We start from the raw sequence: 22130 nt of genomic DNA, 5'->3' as shown, positions 1-22130 counted from the left end.
TTCAAAATAAACCGAGTACTGCTGATTTCATCTTGGTAATAACAAAAAATAGACAGCCAATGAGGCTGTCTATTTTTTGTTTGTTTCAACGAAACACCATCTTACATCTCATACGGCTTGTCCTAATTACGTCTGCAAACGCTTAACCAACAACTAACAATACATCTTCGTAGGGTGGATTAACCGTCCGCAACGCATTTAGATCACCTGATTATTCACCATCAGGTACACCATGATTAGCAAGAATACAGCCAGAAGTGTACTGAACATACGGATCTTGCTTTGCTCAGGACCCACATCACGTTTGTTTTTCACACCTTCTGCAGCGAGTCGCAGTGGTTTACCCATGATTCCTCCAATAGCCGCAATAGCCAAGAGCAGAACAACAACGACAGCCATCCAGACATGAGAATACTCACCTTTGGTCATCAGGTAACCACCAGTAAGAAGTTGGATTACAAGTCCATACTGCGCGACTTTGTTCAAAGAACGAAGTGATGCAAAGGCTCCCTCTTGTGCTGCGGCATTCAAAGTACGGATTTTACCGACCACAAATGGCAGAATCAAATAGAATCCCATCGCCAGTGCTCCAACAATATGGAGCAAATACATAATCATTGTCAAAATTTTCATCCTCCTCAACATTTTCGGTGTGCTATACATCACATCCCATTATACTGGGGAACTTATCCAAAGAAAAGAAAACCTCCGGGTTTACCGGAGGTTTTCTTTTAGCTTCTGTTCAAAAAGTTTTCAAACTTACAGGTTTACTACCGAAATGACGTTGCGAACCGAATCAGCCGATTTATCCAACCCTGCTTTTTCTTCCGCAGTCAGGTCAAGTTCGAATATTTTCTCAATGCCGTTCCCACCCAAAATGGTTGGTACACCGAGGAACAGATCATTATAGCCATATTCACCTTCAAGATAAGCGATCACTGGAATGATACGTTTCTTGTCCTTCAAAATGGCTTCGGTCATCTGAACAAGCGAAGCTGCTGGTGCGTAATAGGCACTGCCGTTACCCAGCAAATTCACAATCTCGCCTCCGCCAACACGTGTGCGTTGAACAATGGCCTCAATGCGGTCTGCCGGAATCAGCGTGTCAATCGGAATACCACCTACGCTCGAATAACGAACGAGGGGCACCATGTCGTCTCCGTGGCCGCCAAGAACGAAACCACGAACATCTTCAACAGATACATTCAGCTCTTGCGCAATGAAGGTACAATAACGTGCTGTATCCAGAACACCTGACTGACCGATAACACGGTTTTTAGGAAAACCAAGGGTCTGATAAGCTGCATAAGTCATCGCATCCACCGGGTTGCTTAGAATAATGACGATGGAATCAGGGCAATATTTTTTCACATTTTCACAAACGGACTTCACGATACCCGCATTCGTATTGACCAGATCGTCGCGGCTCATACCCGGTTTACGGGCGATACCAGCGGTGATGATTACAATCTCAGAACCTGCAGTATCTTCGTAGTTGGAAGTACCGACGATATGACTGTCAAATCCTTGAACAGGACTTGCTTCCATCATATCGAGTGCTTTCCCCTTCGTCGGGTTCTCCAGTTGAGGAATATCAACCAGCACAACATCCCCGAGTTCTTTTTGGGCAAGCATTAATGCGGTCGTAGCACCGGTAAAACCGGCGCCGACTACTGTGATTTTTTTGCGCTGAATAGTCAAGATTCACATCTCCCCTTACAGGTTTTTAATGATTTGATCCGCGAATTCAGAACATTTCACTTCAGTAGCGCCGTCCATCAGACGTGCAAAGTCATACGTTACTGTTTTATTGTTAATGGATGTTTCCATACCTTTGTAGATCAGGTTAGCTGCTTCTTGCCATCCCAAGTGCTCAAGCAACATTACTCCGGACAGAATAACGGAACCAGGGTTCACGACATCTTTGTCCGCGTATTTAGGTGCAGTACCGTGAGTTGCTTCGAAGATAGCATGTCCTGTTACGTAGTTGATGTTCGCTCCAGGAGCGATACCAATTCCGCCAACTTGCGCTGCAAGTGCATCGGACAGATAGTCACCGTTCAGGTTCAATGTTGCGATAACATCAAATTCGCCTGGACGAGTCAATACTTGTTGCAGAGCGATATCGGCAATCGCATCTTTTACGATGATTTTACCAGCATCTTCAGCAGCTTTTTGTGCTGCATTCGCTGCATCTGTACCTTCGTTTTCTTTGATGATGTCGTATTGTGCCCATGTGAATACTTTGTCAGCGAACTCTTCTTCAGCCACTTCATATCCCCAGTTTTTGAAGGCACCTTCTGTGAATTTCATGATATTACCTTTGTGTACCAGTGTAACCGTCTTACGGTTATGGTCAATTGCATACTGCACTGCTGCACGTACCAGACGTTTCGAACCTTCGGAAGAAACTGGTTTGATACCAATACCGGAAGTCTCAGGGAAACGGATTTTGTTAGCACCCATCTCCTGTTGAAGGAACTGGATCACTTTTTTCACTTCTTCAGAACCTTCAGCATACTCGATTCCTGCATAGATATCTTCCGTATTCTCACGGAAAATGACCATGTCTACCAACTCAGGACGTTTAACCGGAGAAGGTACACCGTCGAAATAACGAACAGGACGCAAGCATGTGTACAGGTCAAGCTCTTGACGCAGGGCTACGTTCAGGGAACGAATACCGCCACCGATTGGCGTAGTCAATGGTCCTTTGATCGCTACGATATACTCACGAATGGCTTCCAGTGTATCATTCGGCAACCACTCACCGTATGTATCGAATGCTTTTTGTCCAGCAAACACTTCATACCATGCGATTTTTTTGTTGCCATCATAAGCTTTTTCAACAGCTGCATCCAATACACGTTTGGAAGCTTTCCAGATATCACGGCCTGTACCGTCACCTTCGATAAATGGAATGATTGGATTACTAGGTACTTGAAGTGTACCGTTATCAATTTGGATTTTTTCGCCTTCAGTTGGGTGAGCAAATTTTTCTAATTTCATAGTTAAAATTCCTCCTAAGTTTCGTATATGCAGTATTCATCATACCACTAGTCTTGTTGAGAGAAGGGTCCTGAGAGCTTAAGCCAGTAAAGCCTCTGCTTTCCAACCCTTCACCTCGTCCATATTATTATACTGTTTTTGCGGCTATTAGCGAAGTTCAATAGAAACGTATTTCTGTTCTGTAGGGCCAGTGTACTCCGCACGTGGACGAATGATGCGATTGTCCGCAAGCTGTTCCAAAATATGCGCTGTCCATCCAGACACCCGGCTGATGGCAAAGATCGGAGTGAACAATTCCTGTTCGATCTCCAGTTGGGTATATACAGAAGCAGAATAGAAGTCTACGTTAGGCTTCAGTCCTTTTTGTCCTGTTACCAGTTCCTCGATCTTCACAGACATATCATACAAACGCGTATCATTGTTCATCTCGCCAAGTTCCTTGGACATCTTCTGTAGATGTTTGGCGCGTGGATCACCGTTTTTGTACACCCGATGTCCAAAGCCCATGATTTTTTCACGATTATTCAGTTTTTCCTGAATTGCCGCTTCAAGACGATCTGGCGTACCGATCTCATTCAACATTTTCATAACGGCTTCATTAGCACCGCCATGCAGTGGTCCCTTCAGTGCGCCAATGGCGGAAGTTACACCGGAATAGATATCTGACAGCGTAGCAACCGTTACACGGGCTGCAAATGTCGAAGCGTTTAACTCGTGATCCGCATGCAGGACAAGGGCTTGATCCAATGCTTTCACTGCGGTCTCGGATGGTTCTTCACCAGTCATCATATATAAAAAGTTCTCTGCGATGGAAGCGCCTTCTTTTGGAGCCACAGGTTCTTTGCCCTGACGGATACGGGCGATGGCTGCCACAATCGTTGGCAACTGTGCTTGCAACTTAACCGCTTTGTTCTCATTCGCTTCCGTTGTCATCTCATCTGCTTGCTCGTCGTACAGTGCAAGTGCAGAGACAGCGGAACGAAGTGCTGCCATGGTACTGACGTTTTTCGGATACAATTGGATTTGTGCAATCAACTCGCTCGGAATCGGCGCGTAATCGCTCAGGCTTTTACGAAGGGATTTCAGTTCATCCGTTGTTGGCAATTTACCGAACCACAACAAATAGGCAACTTCTTCAAAGCTGGCATGTTCAGCCAAATCGTCGATATCGTAACCACGGTATGTGAGCACACCGTCTACAATAGAACTGATCGAAGAGGTTGTCGCAACGATGCCTTCCAGACCTTTGGTAGCTGTCATATTACATCTCTCCTTTAATAAGCGAAATCAGGAACCATTCCAGAGTGTCATATAAGTGCCAAAATGCACCTATTCTCTTTTTGTAAACATTTTCATTTTAAAATTAACAAATATTTCAAACTACGGTTTTCCTATCTGTCAATCGGTATTTACTTATAACATCATACTGGATTTTGTCGTTTATGTGAACATGATGAGAGTTCATTCGCACATCAAACTTCTTTATCGGACTGATAAAGCATTTTTGAAAGCCTTTACAAAAACAAGGTTGACATTTAATGTTTTTTAACCAATCCTGTCGTATGAGAACTTTCTATTGCTATATTCTGTAATACTAAGGCATACTCTAGGCAAAAGAAAGAATCCCCATACATCTTGTTCAAAAGTCCACTCTTGAACAAGATCTGGTAACATCCCGGCGTTTCAAAACCTTGTAAATGCTCTATATTAATTAAGATAGCCATCTATTTTTAATACTGCTTCATGGATCATTCATAGGTCGGCTTAATTGAAATAAGGAGAGTTGATGCTTGGATAGAATAATAATGAAACGCCTGCTCCGTGGCTTATGGGTTATCATTGCGGCCGTTCTGATCGCCGTTGCCATATACTTGCTGTTCCCGCTTTTGTACCCTTTTGCGATTGCTTGGATTATCGCCTATGCCATGAATCCTTTAGTGAAACTGCTTCAGCATCGAGCACGATTCCCGCGCTGGCTGGCTGTGACTCTTTCATTGATCCTTTATTTTGGAGCCATTGCGGTGGTGCTGTCTGCGGCGATTACCCGCATGGTAAAAGAAGTCATTTCACTTACGACAAGCTTTGATCTTCATGTTGATGAGATCAAGGACACGTTTGTGCGCTGGACCCAGAATGACACCATTCAAAGTTTGACTGCGCAGATCAATGAATTTTACAAGGAAAATCCCAACTACCAGGAAACCATCAACAGCAATATTAGTAAAACAACTGAAACGGTGGGTACAGCCGTCACAGATCTGGTCACCGGATTTTTCAACATGATTCTGAGTCTGCTGACTTCTCTGCCGAACATGGGCGCGGTATTAATCGTTGTTCTGTTGTCTACATTCTTCATTAGCAAAAGCTGGACCAGGCACAACATCACCGTATCGGGATGGGTACCCTCTTCCATTCGCAAGCCGATATCCGACATCTGGACCGACCTTAAGAAGGCACTGTTCGGATACGCAAGAGCACAATTGATCATGATCTCGATTACAGCACTATTCGTCATGATTGGACTGCTTATATTGCAAGTCAATTCAGCCTTCACCATCGCTCTGATGATTGGTTTGGTCGATCTGCTACCTTATCTGGGTGTTGGCCTTATCATGGTGCCTTGGGCAGCGTACCTCTTTATGAATGGGGATCTGTATCTGGGCATTGGGATTAGTATTATCTATTTGATCTTATTGATCGCCCGTCAGATTATTGAACCGAAGGTACTTGCAAGCAGTGTAGGGCTCGACCCACTCGCCACGCTGGTTGGCATGTTTGTGGGTTTGAAGTTGTTCGGTGTCCTGGGCTTGATTATTGGCCCTGTCAGTCTCGTGATTCTGGATGCGTTCAATCGGGCTAACGTATTACGCGACCTCAGAACGTATATCATCAACGGCCGTGTCCGATGAGGCATCATCTTATGAGCACCCAGGAAAATAGAAAAAGGCTTCGTTCAACAGAAATCATCTGCTGAGCGGAGCCTTTTTCTATTATGCAAAACAACTGGTGTTTCATTTCGGACGACGATAAAACGTAATTTTGCCACTTTTCATTTTTTTCTCCAGCCACCCCAGGAAGAACAGACGGTACACCGGACGTGTTAATGGAAATACCAGTGTAAACCCGATCAGATCCGTTACAAAGCCTGGAATCAAAAGCAAGAAACCACCGACAAAAATAAAAAGACCATCGACCATTTTTCTTCCAGGTACCTTGCCACGCTCCATCTCGGATTTGGCGTCCACAAGTACTTTTCGCCCTTCAAACTGCAACATTGCTATACCAATCAAGGACGTGAGAATCATGAGAAGCAATGTCTTTCCGGCTCCGATCCAGTCACTCATCAGAACAAAACCAAATAATTCAATCACCGGAATGATTAAGAGTAAAGCCCACATCCATTTTCGCATTGACGTATTACCCCTTTCCCGAAAGCCACACCTTTTCAAGCGCGCTGTATAACTCAGAGGCTGCCTTATCCAGCCGAACTGGCTTCCAGTCCCCATTCACCCATACATGCTGGGTAGAACCTGTAACTAGCCGTTCACCGGGGAGTGATTCATCAGTTGACCATACCCGTTCTCCAATCGCCATATGCTCATCAGGTTCTTCAGACATGCGTCTTACGTCATACTCATAATTCAGTCGCAGACCACTAAATGCAGCAATACGGGTGAAAATGATAATCTCATCATCATATCGGGCAGGCTTGTGATACTTCACATCCAGTCCGGTTACGGGAAGCAGTAACCCCTGTTCCTCCATTTTACGATATGTATACCCCATTTGGCGAATCATCTCAGTTCGACCGATTTCAAACCAATTCAAATAGTTCGCGTGGTAGACCACGCCCATCTGGTCACTTTCTTGATAGCGTACACGAAGACGTGCCGCATACCAGTTACCATTGCTCTGTTCTCGCACGTTATCGGCCTCCTTCGCTCTATCATTCATACGTGTTACATCGTTGTAAAGTGTCAATAAGATGGAAAAAAAGCAACGGGACAATAAAGCCCCATTGCTTCTTTCCTGTTGCTTCTCCATCCAAGACGCTATTAAGCGTTGTTTGGAATTTGGCTTACTTTAATCAGGTTGGTAGAACCGGAACGACCCAAAGGTACACCTGCTGTGATCACAACCAGGTCTCCTTCTTTAACAAGTCCGGATTTTACGCCGCCTTCAATTGCATTTTCGAACAAAGCATCCGTGGAATCAACCAGTCTTCCTTTGACAGGAGTTACACCCCAAGCCAGAGCCAAACGACGGGAAGTTCTGTCTTCCGTTGTCACAGCGATGATTGGAGATTCTGGACGATACTTGGAAATCATGCGTGCAGTATGTCCTGATTCAGTCGAAGTAATGATCGCTTTTGCGTTCAAATCTTGAGCTTGAAGAGCAACCGATTGGCTGATTGCTTCTGTAACTGTTGTTTGTTGAGCAACACGTTGTTTCAGGTACAACTCTTGGTAAGGCAGAGCAGATTCTGCTTTTTCAGCAATACGGGACATGGTCAGAACAGATTCAACAGGGTATTTACCCGCAGCTGTCTCACCGGACAACATGATTGCGTCCGTACCGTCGAAGATCGCATTCGCCACGTCACTTGCTTCCGCACGTGTTGGACGCGGGTTACGCTGCATGGAATCCAGCATTTGTGTAGCTGTGATAACCGGTTTACCTGCAACGTTACATTTTTGGATCATGCGTTTTTGTACCAATGGTACTTCTTCCGCAGGAATCTCAACACCCAGGTCTCCACGAGCAACCATCAGGCCGTCAGACACTTCAAGGATTTCGTCGAGGTTATCGACACCTTGTTGGTTTTCGATTTTGGAGATGATTTGGATATGTCCAGCATTGTGTTTTTCAAGCAATTCACGAATCTCAAGTACGTCACTTGCTTTACGTACAAAAGAAGCCGCGATGAAATCGACACCTTGTTCGATACCAAATACGATATCGTTAGCGTCTTTTTCGGTGATACCCGGTAGAGAAATGGCAACGCCCGGAACGTTAACACCTTTTTTGCTTTTGATCGACCCGCCGTTAACGATACGGCATTTGATCTCGGTGCCTTGCACTTCCACCACAGTCAGTCCGATCAGACCGTCGTCGATCAGAATTGTAGATCCCGGTTCAACATCATTCGGAAGATCTGTATACGTAATGGAAAGACGTTCTTTGGTGCCCAGAATTTCTTCTGTTGTCAAAGTGATGTACTCGTCTTGAACCAATTCGATCGGTTCAACTTCGAGTTTACCTGTCCGAATTTCCGGTCCTTTGGTGTCCAGCAGGATTGCTACTGTTTTGTTCAACTCTTCGCATGCTTGGCGAATCGCAATGATCCGTCCGCCGTGCTCATCGAAATCACCGTGGGAGAAGTTCAGACGGGCCACATTCATACCGGCCATAATCAATTTTTTGGTGTTCTCCAGAGATTCACTGGATGGACCGATGGTACATACAATTTTCGTTTTACGCATTTTGGGTTTCCTCCGATTTTAAAGGTATTACTCTTTATCTATTTTTCTTTTTCCAACTATTAAATTTACTATACTTTTGCTCATTTGTATAGGAAATTCGTCACATTATTCAGCATTTCCCGACAAATTACTCGCAACATCGACTTTTACAAGCTCTTGAGGGGCTTCAATGGATGCTTGAGGTTCAAACGTGACCGATCCAATTTTACGGAATTTCTCATAACGATCCTGTTTCAGTTGATCCCCGCTCCAACCCTTCATATCGTCGAGATGACGGACCAACGCTTCACTGATGAAAGCAGCAGACGCTTCATAATCCCGATGAGCACCGCCGCGTGGCTCAGGGACAATCTCTTCAATGACTTCCATCTCAAGCAGGTCTTTGGCTGTTATTTTCATTGCTTCAGCCGCCTGATCTGCCTTGGATGCATCCTTCCAGAGAATCGAAGCAGCGCCGTTCGGAGAGATTGCAGAATAGATCGCATGTTCCAGCATCAACACACGATTACCCACAGCCATAGCGAGGGCACCGCCGCTTCCACCTTCGCCGATGACCACAACAATAACAGGAACCGATAGCTTCGCCATTTCCATCAGGTTGCGAGCAATCGCTTCCGATTGACCTCTCTCTTCTGCAGTATTACCCGGATACGCCCCTTTAGTATCAATAAACGTAATAATAGGACGGCCAAATTTGTTCGCTTGTTTCATCAGACGAAGTCCTTTTCGGAAACCTTCTGGATGAGCGCTGCCGAAAAAGCGGGCGATATTATCCTTCGTGTCTTTCCCCCGCTGTTGTCCGATTACCGTTACTGTCTTTCCATTCAACTTGGCAAGTCCGCCAACAACCGCAAGATCGTCTCCGAACATGCGATCACCGTGCAGCTCAATGAAGTCCGTAAATATCAGTTGGATCAGGTCCAGCGCCGTTGGGCGTTGCTGATGACGGGCCAGATGCATCTTCTGAGCTGCTGTTATGCCAGTGTAGATCTCTTCTTCAAGTCTATGGTAACGTTCTTCCAGGCGGGCAATCTCGTCCGTGAAGTCGATCCCTTTTTCCTGTCCAAACTGTACGAGTTCATCAATCTTTTTGCGCATCTCAACCAGAGGCGCTTCATATGGCAACTCACCCGCCATTTAGACCCCTCCTTTTTCACTATGCATATCCAGAAGCTTGCCAAGAGTGGCCCGAAGCTCTTTCCGGTGCACAACCATGTCCAACTGACCATGTTGCATATTAAATTCAGCCGTCTGGAAATCATCAGGTAACTTCTGACGGATCGTCTGTTCGATAACGATTCTGCCGGCAAAACCAAATACAGCGCCAGGTTCGGCAATGTTAATATCGCCCAAGCTCGCAAAACTTGCCGAGACTCCACCTGTCGTTGGGTCCGTAATGACCGAAATGTACAGCCCGCCCTGTTCATCCAAACGGGATAAAGCTGCGCTTGTTTTAGCCATTTGCATGAGGCTAAGAATACTCTCTTGCATCCGGGCACCACCTGATGTTGAGAAAATAATCAATGGTAACCGTTTCTCTGTGGCATGCTCAATGGCACGGGTAATTTTCTCCCCTACAACAGAACCCATGCTGCCTGTGAAGAAATCAAAGCTCATGACAGCAACAACTACAGGCAGGCCATCAATGGTTCCTTCCCCTGTAATTACCGCTTCCTTCAGGCCCGATTTCAGACGCTGTTGTTCCAATTTGTTGCTATATCCAGGAAAGCCAAGTGGATCAACCGATATCATATCAGCATCAAACTCAACAAATCCTTGATCATCAAGTACCATAGCAATGCGCTCCATAGCGTTAAGACGCATATGGTAACCGCAGGCAGGACATACTTTCAGATTTTTCTCCAATTCCTTGCTATATTGAATGGTGCCGCATTTGCTGCACTTGTTCATAAGCCCTTCAGGTATTTCACGTTTTGGGCGTTCTAGGACTTCCTGGCCTTCGCCGGGAAGTGCACGCTCGGAAGGTATGGTAGCGTACTTCCGTTTCTTCTGGAATATATCTTTGAACACAACTACACCTCTCCAGCCGTTGATTTGATGGCCGCAACCTGCAGAGCGCTGCTTGTGGCAGCTTCATCCGCGTGTTACGGTAAACCGCTTACGACCCACACGCTGCCATGGGCCTTGTCCAGCATTCACAACAAAAAAATCCGCCGGTACAGGGCAAGGATCACCGGCTTCTGTCAGCACGATTGATGTTACCTGCAAAAACCGAAAGATTGTTGCGCCGATGTTTGAATCTATCTTGGTAGGGTCTCCGGGAGCAACCAGGTCGGTCCTTGTCCTAACAAAAAAAGAAGGAAGGACAGCAGCATACAATACATGCAAGTCGATTCCTCTCTCCGCTTACGCGATTAGTCCCTTATGTACCGATGGTACTTCTTCATCTGCCAAGGCACGTTGATGTCGAACAAATCAGGAATGCAGAATGGAATTCAACACTTCCTGGACCTCTTCCAATTCCCCAGAAGGGACGCGAATCTCAAATTGCTGCTTGGATAAACTGATGGGACGGGTCTGTACCAGAAAACCTTCTTCCGAAAGCTTGGTCTTGATCTTGTCCGCAACCTTTGCTGTCGGTGCAATGTAAATCACCGTCCACATGCCTTGTCCGCCCCCTAAGCTAATGTTCAGAGCCCGTATATTGGACTAATGATAACATACCTCACTTTTTTTCTGCAAGAAAGGGTTCGGGACCTTTGGGGAGAATTTGGGATCATGAGGGACATTAGTCCCCCACGAATAACTCATATGGTTGACGAAATCTTCTTGTTCATACCTCTTCCATAAGCAGCCGCAAGCTTATCAGGGCAGCGTCAGCCGCCCTTGAAGACCTTCATATGAGCCATTAGATTGACCATAACAGACAAGCATGGTAATACAGGGGGTTAAAGGTCTGAGGGGTATTTTTTGGCTTTAATATTTTTGTGTGCAATCCGGGCAGAAGCCGCAGCAGCCACCCCTGCGACCAGATCATCCAAAAAGACATGAATGGCTGTTGTGTGTTCGTTCAAATCATGAATTACACCTATTTTTTCTTTATCCAGGTAACCAAAGCTGGTTAAACCAATCATACCATACACATGAGTAATGCCGAGGGCCAGAGTCTCGTCCACTCCATACAGGGATTCATCCGCTTCCATAATAGCCTGTAACGGTTGGGGCAAGAGTTTTTTCTCCGCAAGTTCGTCGAGAGCAATACCCGTATAGAGCGTATATTGCACCTCTCGTTTCTGCAGAACGGATTTCACGCTGGTTACACAGTCGTCCAAGGTCAGTTCGGGGTGGTACCCTTTTTGCAGACGGTATACAATTGCTGCGATTGCATCAATCCGTACACCCCGCCGGGCCAGCATGGCTTCTACGATTTCATATGACATATCTCGACCTCCCGCATCAATCCCCCGAGGACCACGAGGTCCTTCGGTGTTCTCAAGTGTATGCAGCAACCTGTTAAAATGTTCATAAAATGTGCGGATGGTTAAGACCAGTCGCAGCCTAAACCTGTTTCAGGATTGTACATTCCGCTCTGGTCTGTAGCTGGCCTATAACAAGTCTGCAATTTGTTTGTTTAAACCCTGTCGTCAGGGAACCGAGCTCGCACTAAAATAATCAAAAAAAACCTGTTCAGCTTTGAGCCAAACAGGTTTCATACTATGGATAAGTGCTATCACTTACGGGACAGCCTCTTATTTAATTTTGACCGTGCCTTCACCCAGCATTTTCTCCATCTCGGAGAACAAGGTTGGTGATGGCTTAATCCGGTAGGCATCACTCAGCGCAAGCAGCTTCTGCTGTTGCTCATAGAAGAGCACTGTCGCCACAGGTCCGGGATGCTCCTGAAGCAACTGCTTCAGACGTGCCAGAAGCTCCGGCTTCTCCGCATGCGGGGCAATCTTCACGAACACCCGCTGCTCCACAGCCCGCGGTTCACGGCTCTGCTCCGGGCTGCCTGCCGCCTCAGCGGCACCGCCAGGCCGGGAAGCCGCCGCATCGCTGCGCGTCGCTGCCGAGCCTTGGCTCCCGCTGCTACGCACAGCGGAAGCATCCCCGCCTGCGCTGCTGCGCTGCGCTTCGGCTCCTGCGCCCGCTGGTCGCCGCGGCGAAGCCGCCTGCGCCGGGCGCGAAGAGCTGCCGCTGCCGGGCTTGACGCGCCGGTCACGGCTGCGCAGCTGCTGCTCCAGTGCCGCCGGTGACAACGGCACCACTTCCTCAGCCAGCAGCTTAAACCCTTCGTCCTGCTGCTGCACTTTGGCACGCACGACGAGCAGTTCACCTTTCCCGACATGTTGCTGGCTACGCCGCCATACCTCGGGAAAGAGAACCACTTCACAGCGTTCAATCTGGTCTTCCAGCTCCATGAACGCCATAGCCTTGCCCTGTTTCGTCGTGATCGACTTCACAGACACAACCATACCCGCGGCGACGGTCATCGTGTCGTCTGCCGCCTCGGTCAGCTCCATGATCCGGTCAGCCCCACTCGATTCCAGCACATCTTCATAGTCATCCAGCGGATGCCCGGAAAGATACAAACCTAACAACTCTCGCTCTAGCTCCAGTTGCTGCCCTGAGGAATACGGAGGAATTTCCGGATATTCAATCTCCCAGTTTGGCGTCTCAACAAAGTCGAACAATTGAATCTGCAGATCCTCACGTTCCTTGCGCCATTTCAACGCTGCTTCAACAGTCTCATCCAGCATCGCCAGCAATTGGGCCCGGTGCCCAGGTAATGTGTCAAAAGCTCCGGCCTGGATCAGCGATTCAATCACACGTTTGTTGCATACACGCAAATCCACACGACGACAAAAATCGAGCAAGCTGTCGAACGGTCTCTCCTGCCTTACGATCATAATGCTTTCCATTGCCTGGGTACCAACATTTTTCACAGCGGCCAGACCAAATCGTATTGCACCCGTTAATTTTTCCTCATCCGAATTATCATTAGACACTGCAACGTTCTTCTCCACAGAGGACAGCTCCTCTTGTTCCGCGCGCGAAGAAGACGCCTCTTGTCCTTCGTCATTACCATTATCCATTGAAGAAATCGTCACCAATCCCGGTTCCTTCCGGTTGTCGGATGCCTCAGGCATGGTTGTCGCTGCCTGCCACTCATATCCACCACCGTCCTCTTCCGGTCCAGGACCGGGATCATCCGGTAGAGGTGCTTCACCATATTCGGTTTGTCCCGAATGCCCATCATGCTCATGAACTCGATCTTCCCTGAAGGAGCTCCCGTTACCATTCGTGGCATGTTCTTCGGCAGGGCTTCCGGGGTTACTCTCTGCATCTGCTCCCGCAGTCTGCTGTGATGCATTGCTCTGATCCCCGGCTCCTGCGCTGCCGGACGGCACAAATACAGGTGTAAACAGAATACCGCTCTCATTCACATCCGGCGGAAGCACCTCCATGTCCATACGCCGACATTCCACCACGTACTCTGCCACTTTCCGATGACTGCCCATTACGGCTGTTAACATGGATGCCATAAAATGAACCGGATAATGCGCCTTCAGATAAGCCGTCTGGAACGCAAGCACACCATATGCCGCGGCATGAGCACGCGGGAAGCCATAGTTGGCAAACTTGACGATCATATCATAGACCAGGTCTGCCTCTTCTTCGCTATACCCTTGTTTCAGACTGCCTTGTACAAAGTGTCCACGCTCCAGATCCAGCACTTCCCGTTTCTTCTTGGAGACCGCTCTGCGGAGCAAATCTGCCTCACCCAGCGAGAAACCCGCCATCCGGGAGGCTATCTGCATGATCTGTTCCTGATACACGATGATCCCGTACGTATCTTTCAGGATAGGCTCCAGATCCACATGGGGGTAATCCACTTCAATCTGTCCATGCTTGCCCTGAATGTATTTGGATATGAACTCCATCGGACCCGGACGGTACAAGGCAAGTACAGAGATTACATCTTCAAAACCACTTGGCTTCATCTCTTTCAGCACACGGCGTACCCCGGCAGATTCCAGTTGGAATATGCCCATCGTGTCCCCTCGCCCAAGCATCTCGTACGTTAACGGATCATCATCGGGGATAAGGCGGAAATCCGGAATTTCTCCATGTTCCCCAATCCAGCGTACACACCGTTCAATGATTGAGAGGGTACGCAAACCAAGAAAGTCCATCTTAAGCAGCCCAATAGACTCCAGGTTTTCCATGGAATACTGGGTTAACGCTGTCCCTTCACTGCCCTCCTGAAGTGGCACCGCATCGGTCAGCGGGTCACGGGAGATAACCACTCCCGCAGCATGGGTCGAAGCATGACGTGGCATGCCCTCGACCTTCATCGCCATATCCAACAGCTCACGTGTCTTAGGCTTGGTTTCATACAGCGCCTTCAGCTCAGGTGTAGCTTCCATGGCCCGCTCGATGTTAATACCAAGTTGCGCCGGAATCAGCTTTGCAGCCTTGTCCACTTCGCCATAAGGCACATTCAGGGCCCGCCCAACATCACGTACGGCTGCACGGGCAGCCATCGTTCCAAACGTAATGATCTGGGCGACATGGGCTTTGCCATATTTATGCGCGACATAATCAATGACCTCATCCCGCCGCTCATCGCTGAAGTCAATATCAATATCCGGCATGGAGATCCGCTCGGGATTCAGGAACCGTTCGAAGAGCAGGTTGTATTTCATCGGATCAACATCGGTAATATGCAAAGTGTACGCTACCAGACTACCTGCCGAGGAGCCCCGGCCCGGTCCAGTAACAATGCCTTGTTGATGCGCATAGGCGATAAAATCCCAAACAATCAGGAAATAATCCGAGAATCCCATGCTGTCGATTATACCCAGCTCATACGCCAATCGTTGTTCGAGTTCGGATCGAAGCTCTGCATCTGTCCAACGTGTGGACTGCGCATAACGCTCCTTCATTCCTTCTTCGCACAGCTGACGCAGATACACCGAAGGGCTGAGTCCATCAGGAAGCGGTCTGTATTCCGGCAAAATCGATTTGCCAAATTCCAGCTTCAACTCACAGGAATCCGCAATGCGGACGGTGTTTGCCAGAGCTTCCGGTACATGAGGAAACAAACGAGCCATCTCTTCTTCACTTTTCAGATAGAGCTGATTGGTTCCAATTCGGAGCCGATTCTCATCATCCACGGTCTTGCCTGTTCCGATACAGATCAGTACATCCTGAAGCTCCGCGTCCTCTTCGGACAGATAATGTGCATCATTGGTGGCTACAAGCGGAATCTCCAGCTCGGCAGCCAGTTTGATCAACTGCGGATTCACCCTTTTTTGCTCCGACAGCCCGTGATCCTGAAGTTCCAGATAGAAGTCGTCACCAAAGATATTTTTGTAGCGTAACGCCGCACGTCTCGCCTCTTCTTCTCGTCCATGCAGTAAATGTTGTGGTACTTCACCACCAAGACACGCACTTAGACAGATAATGCCCTCGTGATGGGCAGCCAGACTTTCCATATCTACACGGGGTTTGTAATGAAAACCTTCGAGATGTCCAATCGAGCACAATTTCATCAGATTACGGTAACCCGTCATATTTTTTGCTAACAAAATCAAATGATGAATCGGTTGATCCTTGCGGCTTCCCCGCTCTTTGCGGGACCCTGCTGTCATGTATGCCTCGCACCCTATAATTGGCTTGATGCCTCGTTCAACGCAGGCTTTATAGAAAGGAATTGCACCATACATCACGCCATGGTCGGTCAGCGCAAGTGTCGTCATTCCCAGATCTGCAGCCTTATTCACGAGATCCGGAATACGCGCAGCGCCGTCCAGCAAACTGTACTCGCTATGAACGTGCAAATGCACAAAAGAACTCATGTTTTTTTCTTCCTTTCGCCGCAGATAGTCGCAGCATTGATCTTCTGATCCGTCTGCTACCCTATCTATCTCATACTATATGAATTAAATAAATAAAAAAAATGGAATCACCTATTAAAATTCGTGACAACCTCTTAAAAGGAGACTTTATTATTCTATTTTATCATAACGTTTGGGGGCACGCCCATACAATAGAAGTACAAGCCGCTCCCCCTGTGACAGACCGAAGACAGGAGGTGTGCTGCTAGGTCTGAAAGGGGTGTTGCCAGTGAGCACATTTTTGTCCAAAGCCATTCTTGATTTCTTTATTGCGTTTGGAATCGTGCTGGGCGGCGCGATGATCGGAGGTATTGGAGCAGTGATCTCTCTTCAGCCTCCGACACAGACGATGCTCGATATTTCTGGAAAAATAAAGATATGGGCACTCGCAGCCGCTGTCGGCGGCACAATAGATCCCATGCGTGTCATCGAGAGCAATTTCCTGGATGGTAACCTGTCTCCGGCGGTCAAACAAATCCTGTATTTGATCTCTGCTTTTATGGGCGCGCATATGGGAACCGAGCTGGTGAAATGGGTGTGCGGCGGAGGCCGGAGCTAATATGAGACAGGAACAGCGTTCATGAGAGTTCCGCCATTTTCTCGTTACCGCCCGCTGATGCGAATGACCGCTGTGTTTGTTCTGGGAATGATCGCTGGATGTGTCGTCTACAACGGCGTATTTCACCTGAGTTACAATGCATTGTGGCTGAACAATCAGGAGCTGCAGCTTCAGCTGCATCAGAATGAGGAGGATATCAAAACGCTGAAAAAATACAGTAAACGCCAAACCGTTATCAAGGAAATCAAAGTCCGTGCAGAAGAATCGGATAAGGGGCCAGACGAGGCTTCTCTGAAAGTGATGTTACAGAAGCTCGGAGACGAACTTGAGGTACTTCGGGGCAGAGATGTATTCAACATCGATGAGTATAGCAAAATGACGCGAATCATGCTGAATCAGAAAGTGTACTCGGTCAGGGAAAAGGAGTACACCGTTCAGGTCAAAACGATGCTGGTTATGGAAGGCGTACTGCAAGTTTGGGTACAGATTCGCATGCACGTTCCTGCGTAACAGCAAAAAACTGCCCTTGTCTGCATCTCTCCATGGTACAATAAGGGCAGTAAATGCTTTCCAGAAAAGGAGCTGCGTCTTTGTGTTCATTGATGTACTCAAATATGCTCTAATCGCCATCTTTGCTGTTGCCATGGTTTTTGCAGCGTTGAACAGTATTCGTTCACACAGAAGCTCGGATGCTGCCAGCGCCGGTCTGTACCGTTCGTGGACAAATATCTGGATGGGTGGCATGCTTGTTGTTCTTGCCCTGATCCTGATGTTTGTCTTCACGGGCTCCACTTTATCTGTGATTGTGGAAGCGCTATTTCTGATTATGGGTGCGTATAATGTATTTGCTGGAATACGTAACCGCAGTTATTATGCGCGGCTTCAACAACGGTCCAGTAATGGATCAGGTAAAACCTCCGGCCAATCTGCATGATTCGTTGAAGCTATATCATTGTGTCTGCAAAAAGAAGAGAGTACTTCCCCTTCATTAAGCGAAGCCAGAACCGCGCGACAGCGCAACCCGGCAGAGCTTCTTGATCAGGGAGTACTCTCGTTGTCTATGCCCGAGGCAACGTACCCTGCTAGGCATGGTCAATCGACTGCAATGTCATTACCGCTTTGCATACCACACTGCCTTCACGGGTAACCACAATGTCCATTTTGCACGTTCGACGACTGGTTTCCAGAATTAACGGTCGAACCAGGATCTGATCCTCAATCTGTACTGGTCGAACAAAATAAGTTGTTACATTATCCACCACATGGTCGTTCCCTGTAACATCCCACGCTGCCCGCCGGCCAGCCTGTGTCATCACATTCAACAGAACACCTTCGGAGATCGTACCCAGATCCGTTGCCATCTGAGGAATGATGAATCCGTGAAATAACAATTCGTTCTGTTCACCGCGCTCCTCGGCAAACCCGTTCCAGATCAGATGATCAAACGTCTCTCCCAGTTGTGGCTGCTTCTGTGCATCCCGCATGGCCTGAAGCACTTCCTTGCGTGTGACGGACGCAATCAGTTTGCGATTCCGATCCACAATTGGCAGAAAATCAATGCCTTCCCAGGTCATAATCTGGGCAGCAGAAGCAAGAGATGTCTGCAATGAGGCCGTAATCGGGCGGCGTATCACACATTTCTCAATACTTTGATCTTCTTTCAGCTCACTGACATCCTTCAGACTCACAATCCCGATGACCCGGTTCCATTCATCCACGACCGGGAAGCGATGTTCACCCGTCTCTGAAACCAACATATGAAAATCTGCGGCTGAACTGGTCACCTTCAGCACCTGCAAGCGAGGTTTCTGACCAATGATATCCTCAACAAGCATAATTTTTTTCTTAATCAGCCGGTCGAAGATCGCACGGTTAATCATTGAAGCTACCGTGAATGTATCATGTCTGGATGAAATAATTGGTAGCCCAAGCTCGTCAGCCATAATTCTTACTTCACGACTTGTCCCAAAACCACCCGTAATCAACACGCCCGCTCCCTGTTCGAGGGCAAGCGAGTGAGCATCTTCACGGTTACCTACAATCAGTAGACTCCCAGCGTCAATATAACGGGCCATTGCCTGTTCCTTCATCGCGCCAATCACATACTTGTGCAGCGGTTTGGCAAGACCTTCGTTACCCCCCAGCACATGGCCTTCCACAATGGTCACAACATCAGCAAAGGTCAACTGTTCCGACATGCCCCGAGGTCTCTTCTCGATCCGAACCGTTCCAATTCGTTCCTTGGTCACGACCAGCCCGAAGTTCTCCGCCTCTTTCACCGCACGATACGCTGTCCCTTCACTTACACCCAGCTCCCGCGCGAGTCCACGTACTGATATTTTGCTGCCAACCTTCAGTTGTTCAATATGTTGAAGTAACTGTTCATGCTTCGTGACGTTCTCTTCCTGTCCGTCCAACTGTACCACCCCCGAAGATGCATCTGTACTATACTGTATCTATTATAACACGGCTTCAGGAAAATAACCCCACCCCTACCCATTCTCACAGGCAAGTTCGCCATCTGAATTTAATCATCCCATTAACCTCTAATTCTGTATGTACCAAAAAAGACCGGGGCCCCTTTGTACCAAGGGATTCCGGTCTTCCATGTTGGATCTCATACTGTACCTTATACAGACTCGCTCCGCTCCTGCTTGTCCAGCAGTTTCATCTCCCACTGCCGCAGCTTCGCCCGGCGAACGGCTTCCAGTGCACGCTTCTTCTCTTCATCCACACCGAGAATAAAATGCAGATGTGCACCAACGATTAATAAGGAGAACAGCACCCATACGATGCCAAAAATATTAACCCAGTCCATTCCTCCAGCAAAGGAAATCCGCGGCAGTGCAATGACCAGCATCGACAACGCAATAAGCAGATAGATCACATGTTTTGCTTTTTTCAACCTCTTCACCATTCACAGCTCCTTCGTTCTTGATCGACTCTATATGTCTAGTCTATGAACGATAAGGAGCTAATATGAAAGGTTCAGGTAAAAAAACAAGACAAGCGTTTAGTACGTGTTCAAAAAGATCAGTTTTCAGTACCGAGAAGATGGAATGAAGCTAGAAATGGAGTAGCGGAGCGTAGGACAACTACGTGAGCAACCACAATGTTTCCGAAGGAAACAACCTTCGTAAGCCCCCGCTTATATCGGCTGAATTTCATATTCGATGCTGATGATGCCGCTAGGCATCCTTCGTAATCAAAAGTGGACTTTTTGAACTACCTTTTTACGCTTCAGCGCCACCGTACAGATGACCCAGGCTGTCAGCAATAATTTTATTCACGTCTTCAATGATGACACTGAGGCGACGCTCCGCATCAAACAAACGACGGATGTTCAGATTCAAACTCAGTACTTCAAACAGCTTCTCCATTTTCTCCATCTCATCCGGAGCTGGCATATCCCCGCTCATCATACGTTGTTGCAATTCCATTTGTTGATCACGGAAGTTATCCAGCATTGCTTTTGCATCCGGATCAGCTTCAATCAGCTTCATCGCGGAAGTAATCTCTTCCACCTCGCTGCTTTCTCTCAGTGCTTTGGCCAAATCATTGGCTTTGTCATAAATGTTCACTATTATTCCTCCTCAGATTGATTTGTTCATCCGTGTTAATACACGCTTTTCTCTCCTGTCAAACAAGGGCGCTCTGAAACAGGCCATCCATAACCTGCCTCGAAATCAAATGCATTTAATCCATATGGGTCAATCACCAAGGGTTATATGTCCTCATATGATGAAGCACATGCCATGTTCAGATGCCGTTCAACTTCGAGATCAGACATCAAGTTGCCGCCCGGAAGGAGATCCGTGATGTCCACTAAAAAAGTAACGATTCAGGTTACCGGCTCGGGCATCCTGCAGGACGACGTCATCATGCTGGGCGAAGGGGTGCTTAAGGCGCTTAAAATCCCTTCAGGAAGGCCGCTTCAGCTGCAATTTGGCTCTTTCCGCCGCGAAGTCACTGTTATTCCGGTACCAAGGTATGACGGGCTGCGCATCAATCAGACAGTTGCCAGCAAGACCGGTCTCGTTCCACGTTCGGTCCTGAGGGTATCCTATCGTTCAGCCAGCCGTACGCTTCGCCTTGGACCCTACATCAGTGTACTGGTTAGCCAGGATTATCCCGATCAGCCCGATCGGCCCTTTGGCTCCATCACGATGTTCTGTCAAGAACTGGTGAACGCCTGCCGTAAGCAAGGCGCCTATGTATCCTTTTTCACACCGGAGGATATTGGAGCGGTAACGGGTTATATGAAAGGCTGGGTGTATGATGACGGCTGGAAAAAGACTGTTCTGCCTGTAGCAGACGTCGTCAATAACCGGCTAACGTCCCGCAAGCTTGAGAACAAACCTAGCGTACAGCATTTTATGAAAGAAGTAAAATCGCTCTACGGCACGCAAACCTTCAATGAAAAGTTTCTGGACAAAAACGAAGTGTTTGACGCACTCAAGTCCATTTCAACGCTTAAACGAGTTCTTCCCGAGTCTCATTTGCTCAAGACGTCCGCCATGCTCAAGACGATGTGCAACCGACATCCGGTTGTATTTCTGAAGCCCGTCCGCGGTTCTTTGGGCAAAGGGATCATCCGGGTCTCACGTCAGATTGACGGAAGCTTCCTGACTCTGGCGACTGGCGTCGGGGGGACCCGGAAACAAACGTATACTTCTCTGGATAAACTGTATGCCAGTATGTCTGGGAAAATGAAAACAACGCGTTATCAGATCCAACAAGGGCTGACTCTCATTGACAACAGTGGCAGACCCGTGGATTTCCGTGCGCTCGTGCAAAAGAACCGTACAGGTAAATGGAGTGTAACCTCCATCGTCGCCCGGATTGCGGGCGGGAGTCACTACGTATCCAATCTGGCACGGGGTGGAAGTCTCAGCACCGTCAAGGATGCTGTTGCCAAAACACAGTTGACTGGATCAGCCAAAGCTTCCGCGTATGCAGGATTGCACACCGCAGCATTGGATATCGCCAAAGGGATCGAGAGTGCCATCCCTGCTCATTTTGGTGAACTTGGTATTGATCTGGCCTTGGACACCACTGGGCGCGTATGGCTGCTCGAAGTCAACTCCAAACCATCCAAGAATGATAATACACCACTGAGTGAGAGCAAGATCCGCCCTTCCGTCAAAGCCATGCTCGAATATTCTACGTACCTGGCGGGTTTTTGAAAAGTTATTCCCTATGGGAAACAAATCT

General features: G+C 47.9%; 21 protein-coding genes. 5 read left to right on the top strand and 16 right to left on the bottom strand.

Annotated elements, in window-relative coordinates:
- Nucleotides 1-198: 198 nt before the first annotated feature.
- From MKY95_RS10600 to citZ, 4 genes are all read right to left on the bottom strand, one after another.
- A complete protein-coding gene (locus MKY95_RS10600) occupies nucleotides 199-618 on the bottom strand; it encodes a hypothetical protein (protein ID WP_036610969.1) in 420 nt (139 codons plus the stop codon).
- Nucleotides 619-759: 141 nt separating this feature from the next.
- Nucleotides 760-1701, bottom strand: coding sequence for a malate dehydrogenase (gene mdh / locus MKY95_RS10595; protein WP_076318370.1), 942 nt, complete (start codon nucleotides 1699-1701; stop codon nucleotides 760-762).
- Between the two features lie 15 nt (nucleotides 1702-1716).
- Nucleotides 1717-3009 carry an NADP-dependent isocitrate dehydrogenase gene (icd, locus tag MKY95_RS10590; RefSeq protein ID WP_036609828.1) on the bottom strand — a complete coding sequence of 431 codons (1293 nt, stop codon included), beginning with the start codon at nucleotides 3007-3009 and terminating at the stop codon, nucleotides 1717-1719.
- Nucleotides 3010-3156: 147 nt separating this feature from the next.
- Entirely contained in the window at nucleotides 3157-4269 is a 1113-nt protein-coding gene (gene citZ, locus MKY95_RS10585) for a citrate synthase (protein WP_017689488.1), read from the bottom strand.
- Nucleotides 4270-4799: 530 nt separating this feature from the next.
- Here citZ and ytvI point away from each other — a divergent pair.
- Nucleotides 4800-5918: a sporulation integral membrane protein YtvI gene (gene ytvI, locus MKY95_RS10580; protein WP_036609832.1), complete on the top strand. Its 1119-nt coding sequence runs from the start codon at nucleotides 4800-4802 to the stop codon at nucleotides 5916-5918.
- A 102-nt stretch (nucleotides 5919-6020) separates the two neighbouring features.
- Here the strand turns inward: ytvI and MKY95_RS10575 are convergent, their stop codons facing one another.
- The 9 genes from MKY95_RS10575 to MKY95_RS10535 all read right to left on the bottom strand — a co-directional run bounded on the left by MKY95_RS10575 (nucleotide 6021) and on the right by MKY95_RS10535 (nucleotide 16318).
- Nucleotides 6021-6419 carry an FxsA family protein gene (locus tag MKY95_RS10575; RefSeq protein WP_036669966.1) on the bottom strand — a complete coding sequence of 133 codons (399 nt, stop codon included), beginning with the start codon at nucleotides 6417-6419 and terminating at the stop codon, nucleotides 6021-6023.
- Between the two features lie 7 nt (nucleotides 6420-6426).
- Nucleotides 6427-6963, bottom strand: coding sequence for a thioesterase family protein (locus MKY95_RS10570; RefSeq protein WP_076318369.1), 537 nt, complete (start codon nucleotides 6961-6963; stop codon nucleotides 6427-6429).
- Nucleotides 6964-7064: 101 nt separating this feature from the next.
- Complete coding sequence (gene pyk / locus MKY95_RS10565; RefSeq protein ID WP_017689492.1) at nucleotides 7065-8492, bottom strand: pyruvate kinase; 1428 nt, start codon at nucleotides 8490-8492, stop codon at nucleotides 7065-7067.
- Nucleotides 8493-8597: 105 nt separating this feature from the next.
- Nucleotides 8598-9629, bottom strand: a complete 1032-nt coding sequence (locus MKY95_RS10560) for an acetyl-CoA carboxylase carboxyltransferase subunit alpha (protein WP_036609840.1) — start codon at nucleotides 9627-9629, stop codon at nucleotides 8598-8600.
- Nucleotides 9630-10523, bottom strand: coding sequence for an acetyl-CoA carboxylase, carboxyltransferase subunit beta (gene accD, locus MKY95_RS10555; protein ID WP_036609844.1), 894 nt, complete (start codon nucleotides 10521-10523; stop codon nucleotides 9630-9632).
- Between the two features lie 63 nt (nucleotides 10524-10586).
- A complete protein-coding gene (locus MKY95_RS10550; RefSeq protein ID WP_255319678.1) occupies nucleotides 10587-10721 on the bottom strand; it encodes a hypothetical protein in 135 nt (44 codons plus the stop codon).
- 207 nt (nucleotides 10722-10928) lie between these two features.
- Nucleotides 10929-11117, bottom strand: coding sequence for a hypothetical protein (locus MKY95_RS10545; protein ID WP_017689496.1), 189 nt, complete (start codon nucleotides 11115-11117; stop codon nucleotides 10929-10931).
- A gap of 284 nt (nucleotides 11118-11401) precedes the next feature.
- Nucleotides 11402-11893, bottom strand: coding sequence for a phosphatidylglycerophosphatase A (locus tag MKY95_RS10540; RefSeq protein WP_036609851.1), 492 nt, complete (start codon nucleotides 11891-11893; stop codon nucleotides 11402-11404).
- A gap of 309 nt (nucleotides 11894-12202) precedes the next feature.
- Complete coding sequence (locus MKY95_RS10535; RefSeq protein ID WP_256721258.1) at nucleotides 12203-16318, bottom strand: DNA polymerase III subunit alpha; 4116 nt, start codon at nucleotides 16316-16318, stop codon at nucleotides 12203-12205.
- Between the two features lie 268 nt (nucleotides 16319-16586).
- Here MKY95_RS10535 and MKY95_RS10530 point away from each other — a divergent pair, with 268 nt between their 5' ends.
- The 3 genes from MKY95_RS10530 (at nucleotide 16587) to MKY95_RS10520 (ending at nucleotide 17850) form a co-directional block, all read left to right on the top strand.
- Entirely contained in the window at nucleotides 16587-16916 is a 330-nt protein-coding gene (locus tag MKY95_RS10530) for a YtrH family sporulation protein (protein WP_026081169.1), read from the top strand.
- Between the two features lie 21 nt (nucleotides 16917-16937).
- Nucleotides 16938-17426 carry a hypothetical protein gene (locus MKY95_RS10525; protein WP_036609856.1) on the top strand — a complete coding sequence of 163 codons (489 nt, stop codon included), beginning with the start codon at nucleotides 16938-16940 and terminating at the stop codon, nucleotides 17424-17426.
- A gap of 82 nt (nucleotides 17427-17508) precedes the next feature.
- Nucleotides 17509-17850 (top strand): YtpI family protein, encoded by a 342-nt coding sequence (locus tag MKY95_RS10520; protein WP_017689501.1) that lies wholly within the window; start codon nucleotides 17509-17511, stop codon nucleotides 17848-17850.
- A 148-nt stretch (nucleotides 17851-17998) separates the two neighbouring features.
- Here MKY95_RS10520 and MKY95_RS10515 read toward each other — a convergent pair whose 3' ends face one another.
- From MKY95_RS10515 to MKY95_RS10505, 3 genes are all read right to left on the bottom strand, one after another.
- Nucleotides 17999-19333 (bottom strand): DRTGG domain-containing protein, encoded by a 1335-nt coding sequence (locus tag MKY95_RS10515; protein WP_036609860.1) that lies wholly within the window; start codon nucleotides 19331-19333, stop codon nucleotides 17999-18001.
- Nucleotides 19334-19545: 212 nt separating this feature from the next.
- The gene (locus tag MKY95_RS10510; RefSeq protein WP_085981456.1) at nucleotides 19546-19830 is read right to left on the bottom strand and encodes a hypothetical protein; all 285 of its coding nucleotides are present in this window, start codon (nucleotides 19828-19830) and stop codon (nucleotides 19546-19548) included.
- Nucleotides 19831-20149: 319 nt separating this feature from the next.
- Complete coding sequence (locus MKY95_RS10505; RefSeq protein ID WP_036609862.1) at nucleotides 20150-20497, bottom strand: YlbF family regulator; 348 nt, start codon at nucleotides 20495-20497, stop codon at nucleotides 20150-20152.
- A 237-nt stretch (nucleotides 20498-20734) separates the two neighbouring features.
- Between MKY95_RS10505 and MKY95_RS10500 the strand changes: the two genes are divergently transcribed.
- Complete coding sequence (locus tag MKY95_RS10500) at nucleotides 20735-22102, top strand: YheC/YheD family protein (RefSeq protein WP_076318368.1); 1368 nt, start codon at nucleotides 20735-20737, stop codon at nucleotides 22100-22102.
- Nucleotides 22103-22130: the final 28 nt, after the last annotated feature.

It is taken from the genome of Paenibacillus sp. FSL P4-0176, from assembly GCF_037975265.1.
Lineage (GTDB): Bacteria > Bacillota > Bacilli > Paenibacillales > Paenibacillaceae > Paenibacillus > Paenibacillus amylolyticus.
This window is presented reverse-complemented; position numbering and strand designations above follow the sequence as displayed.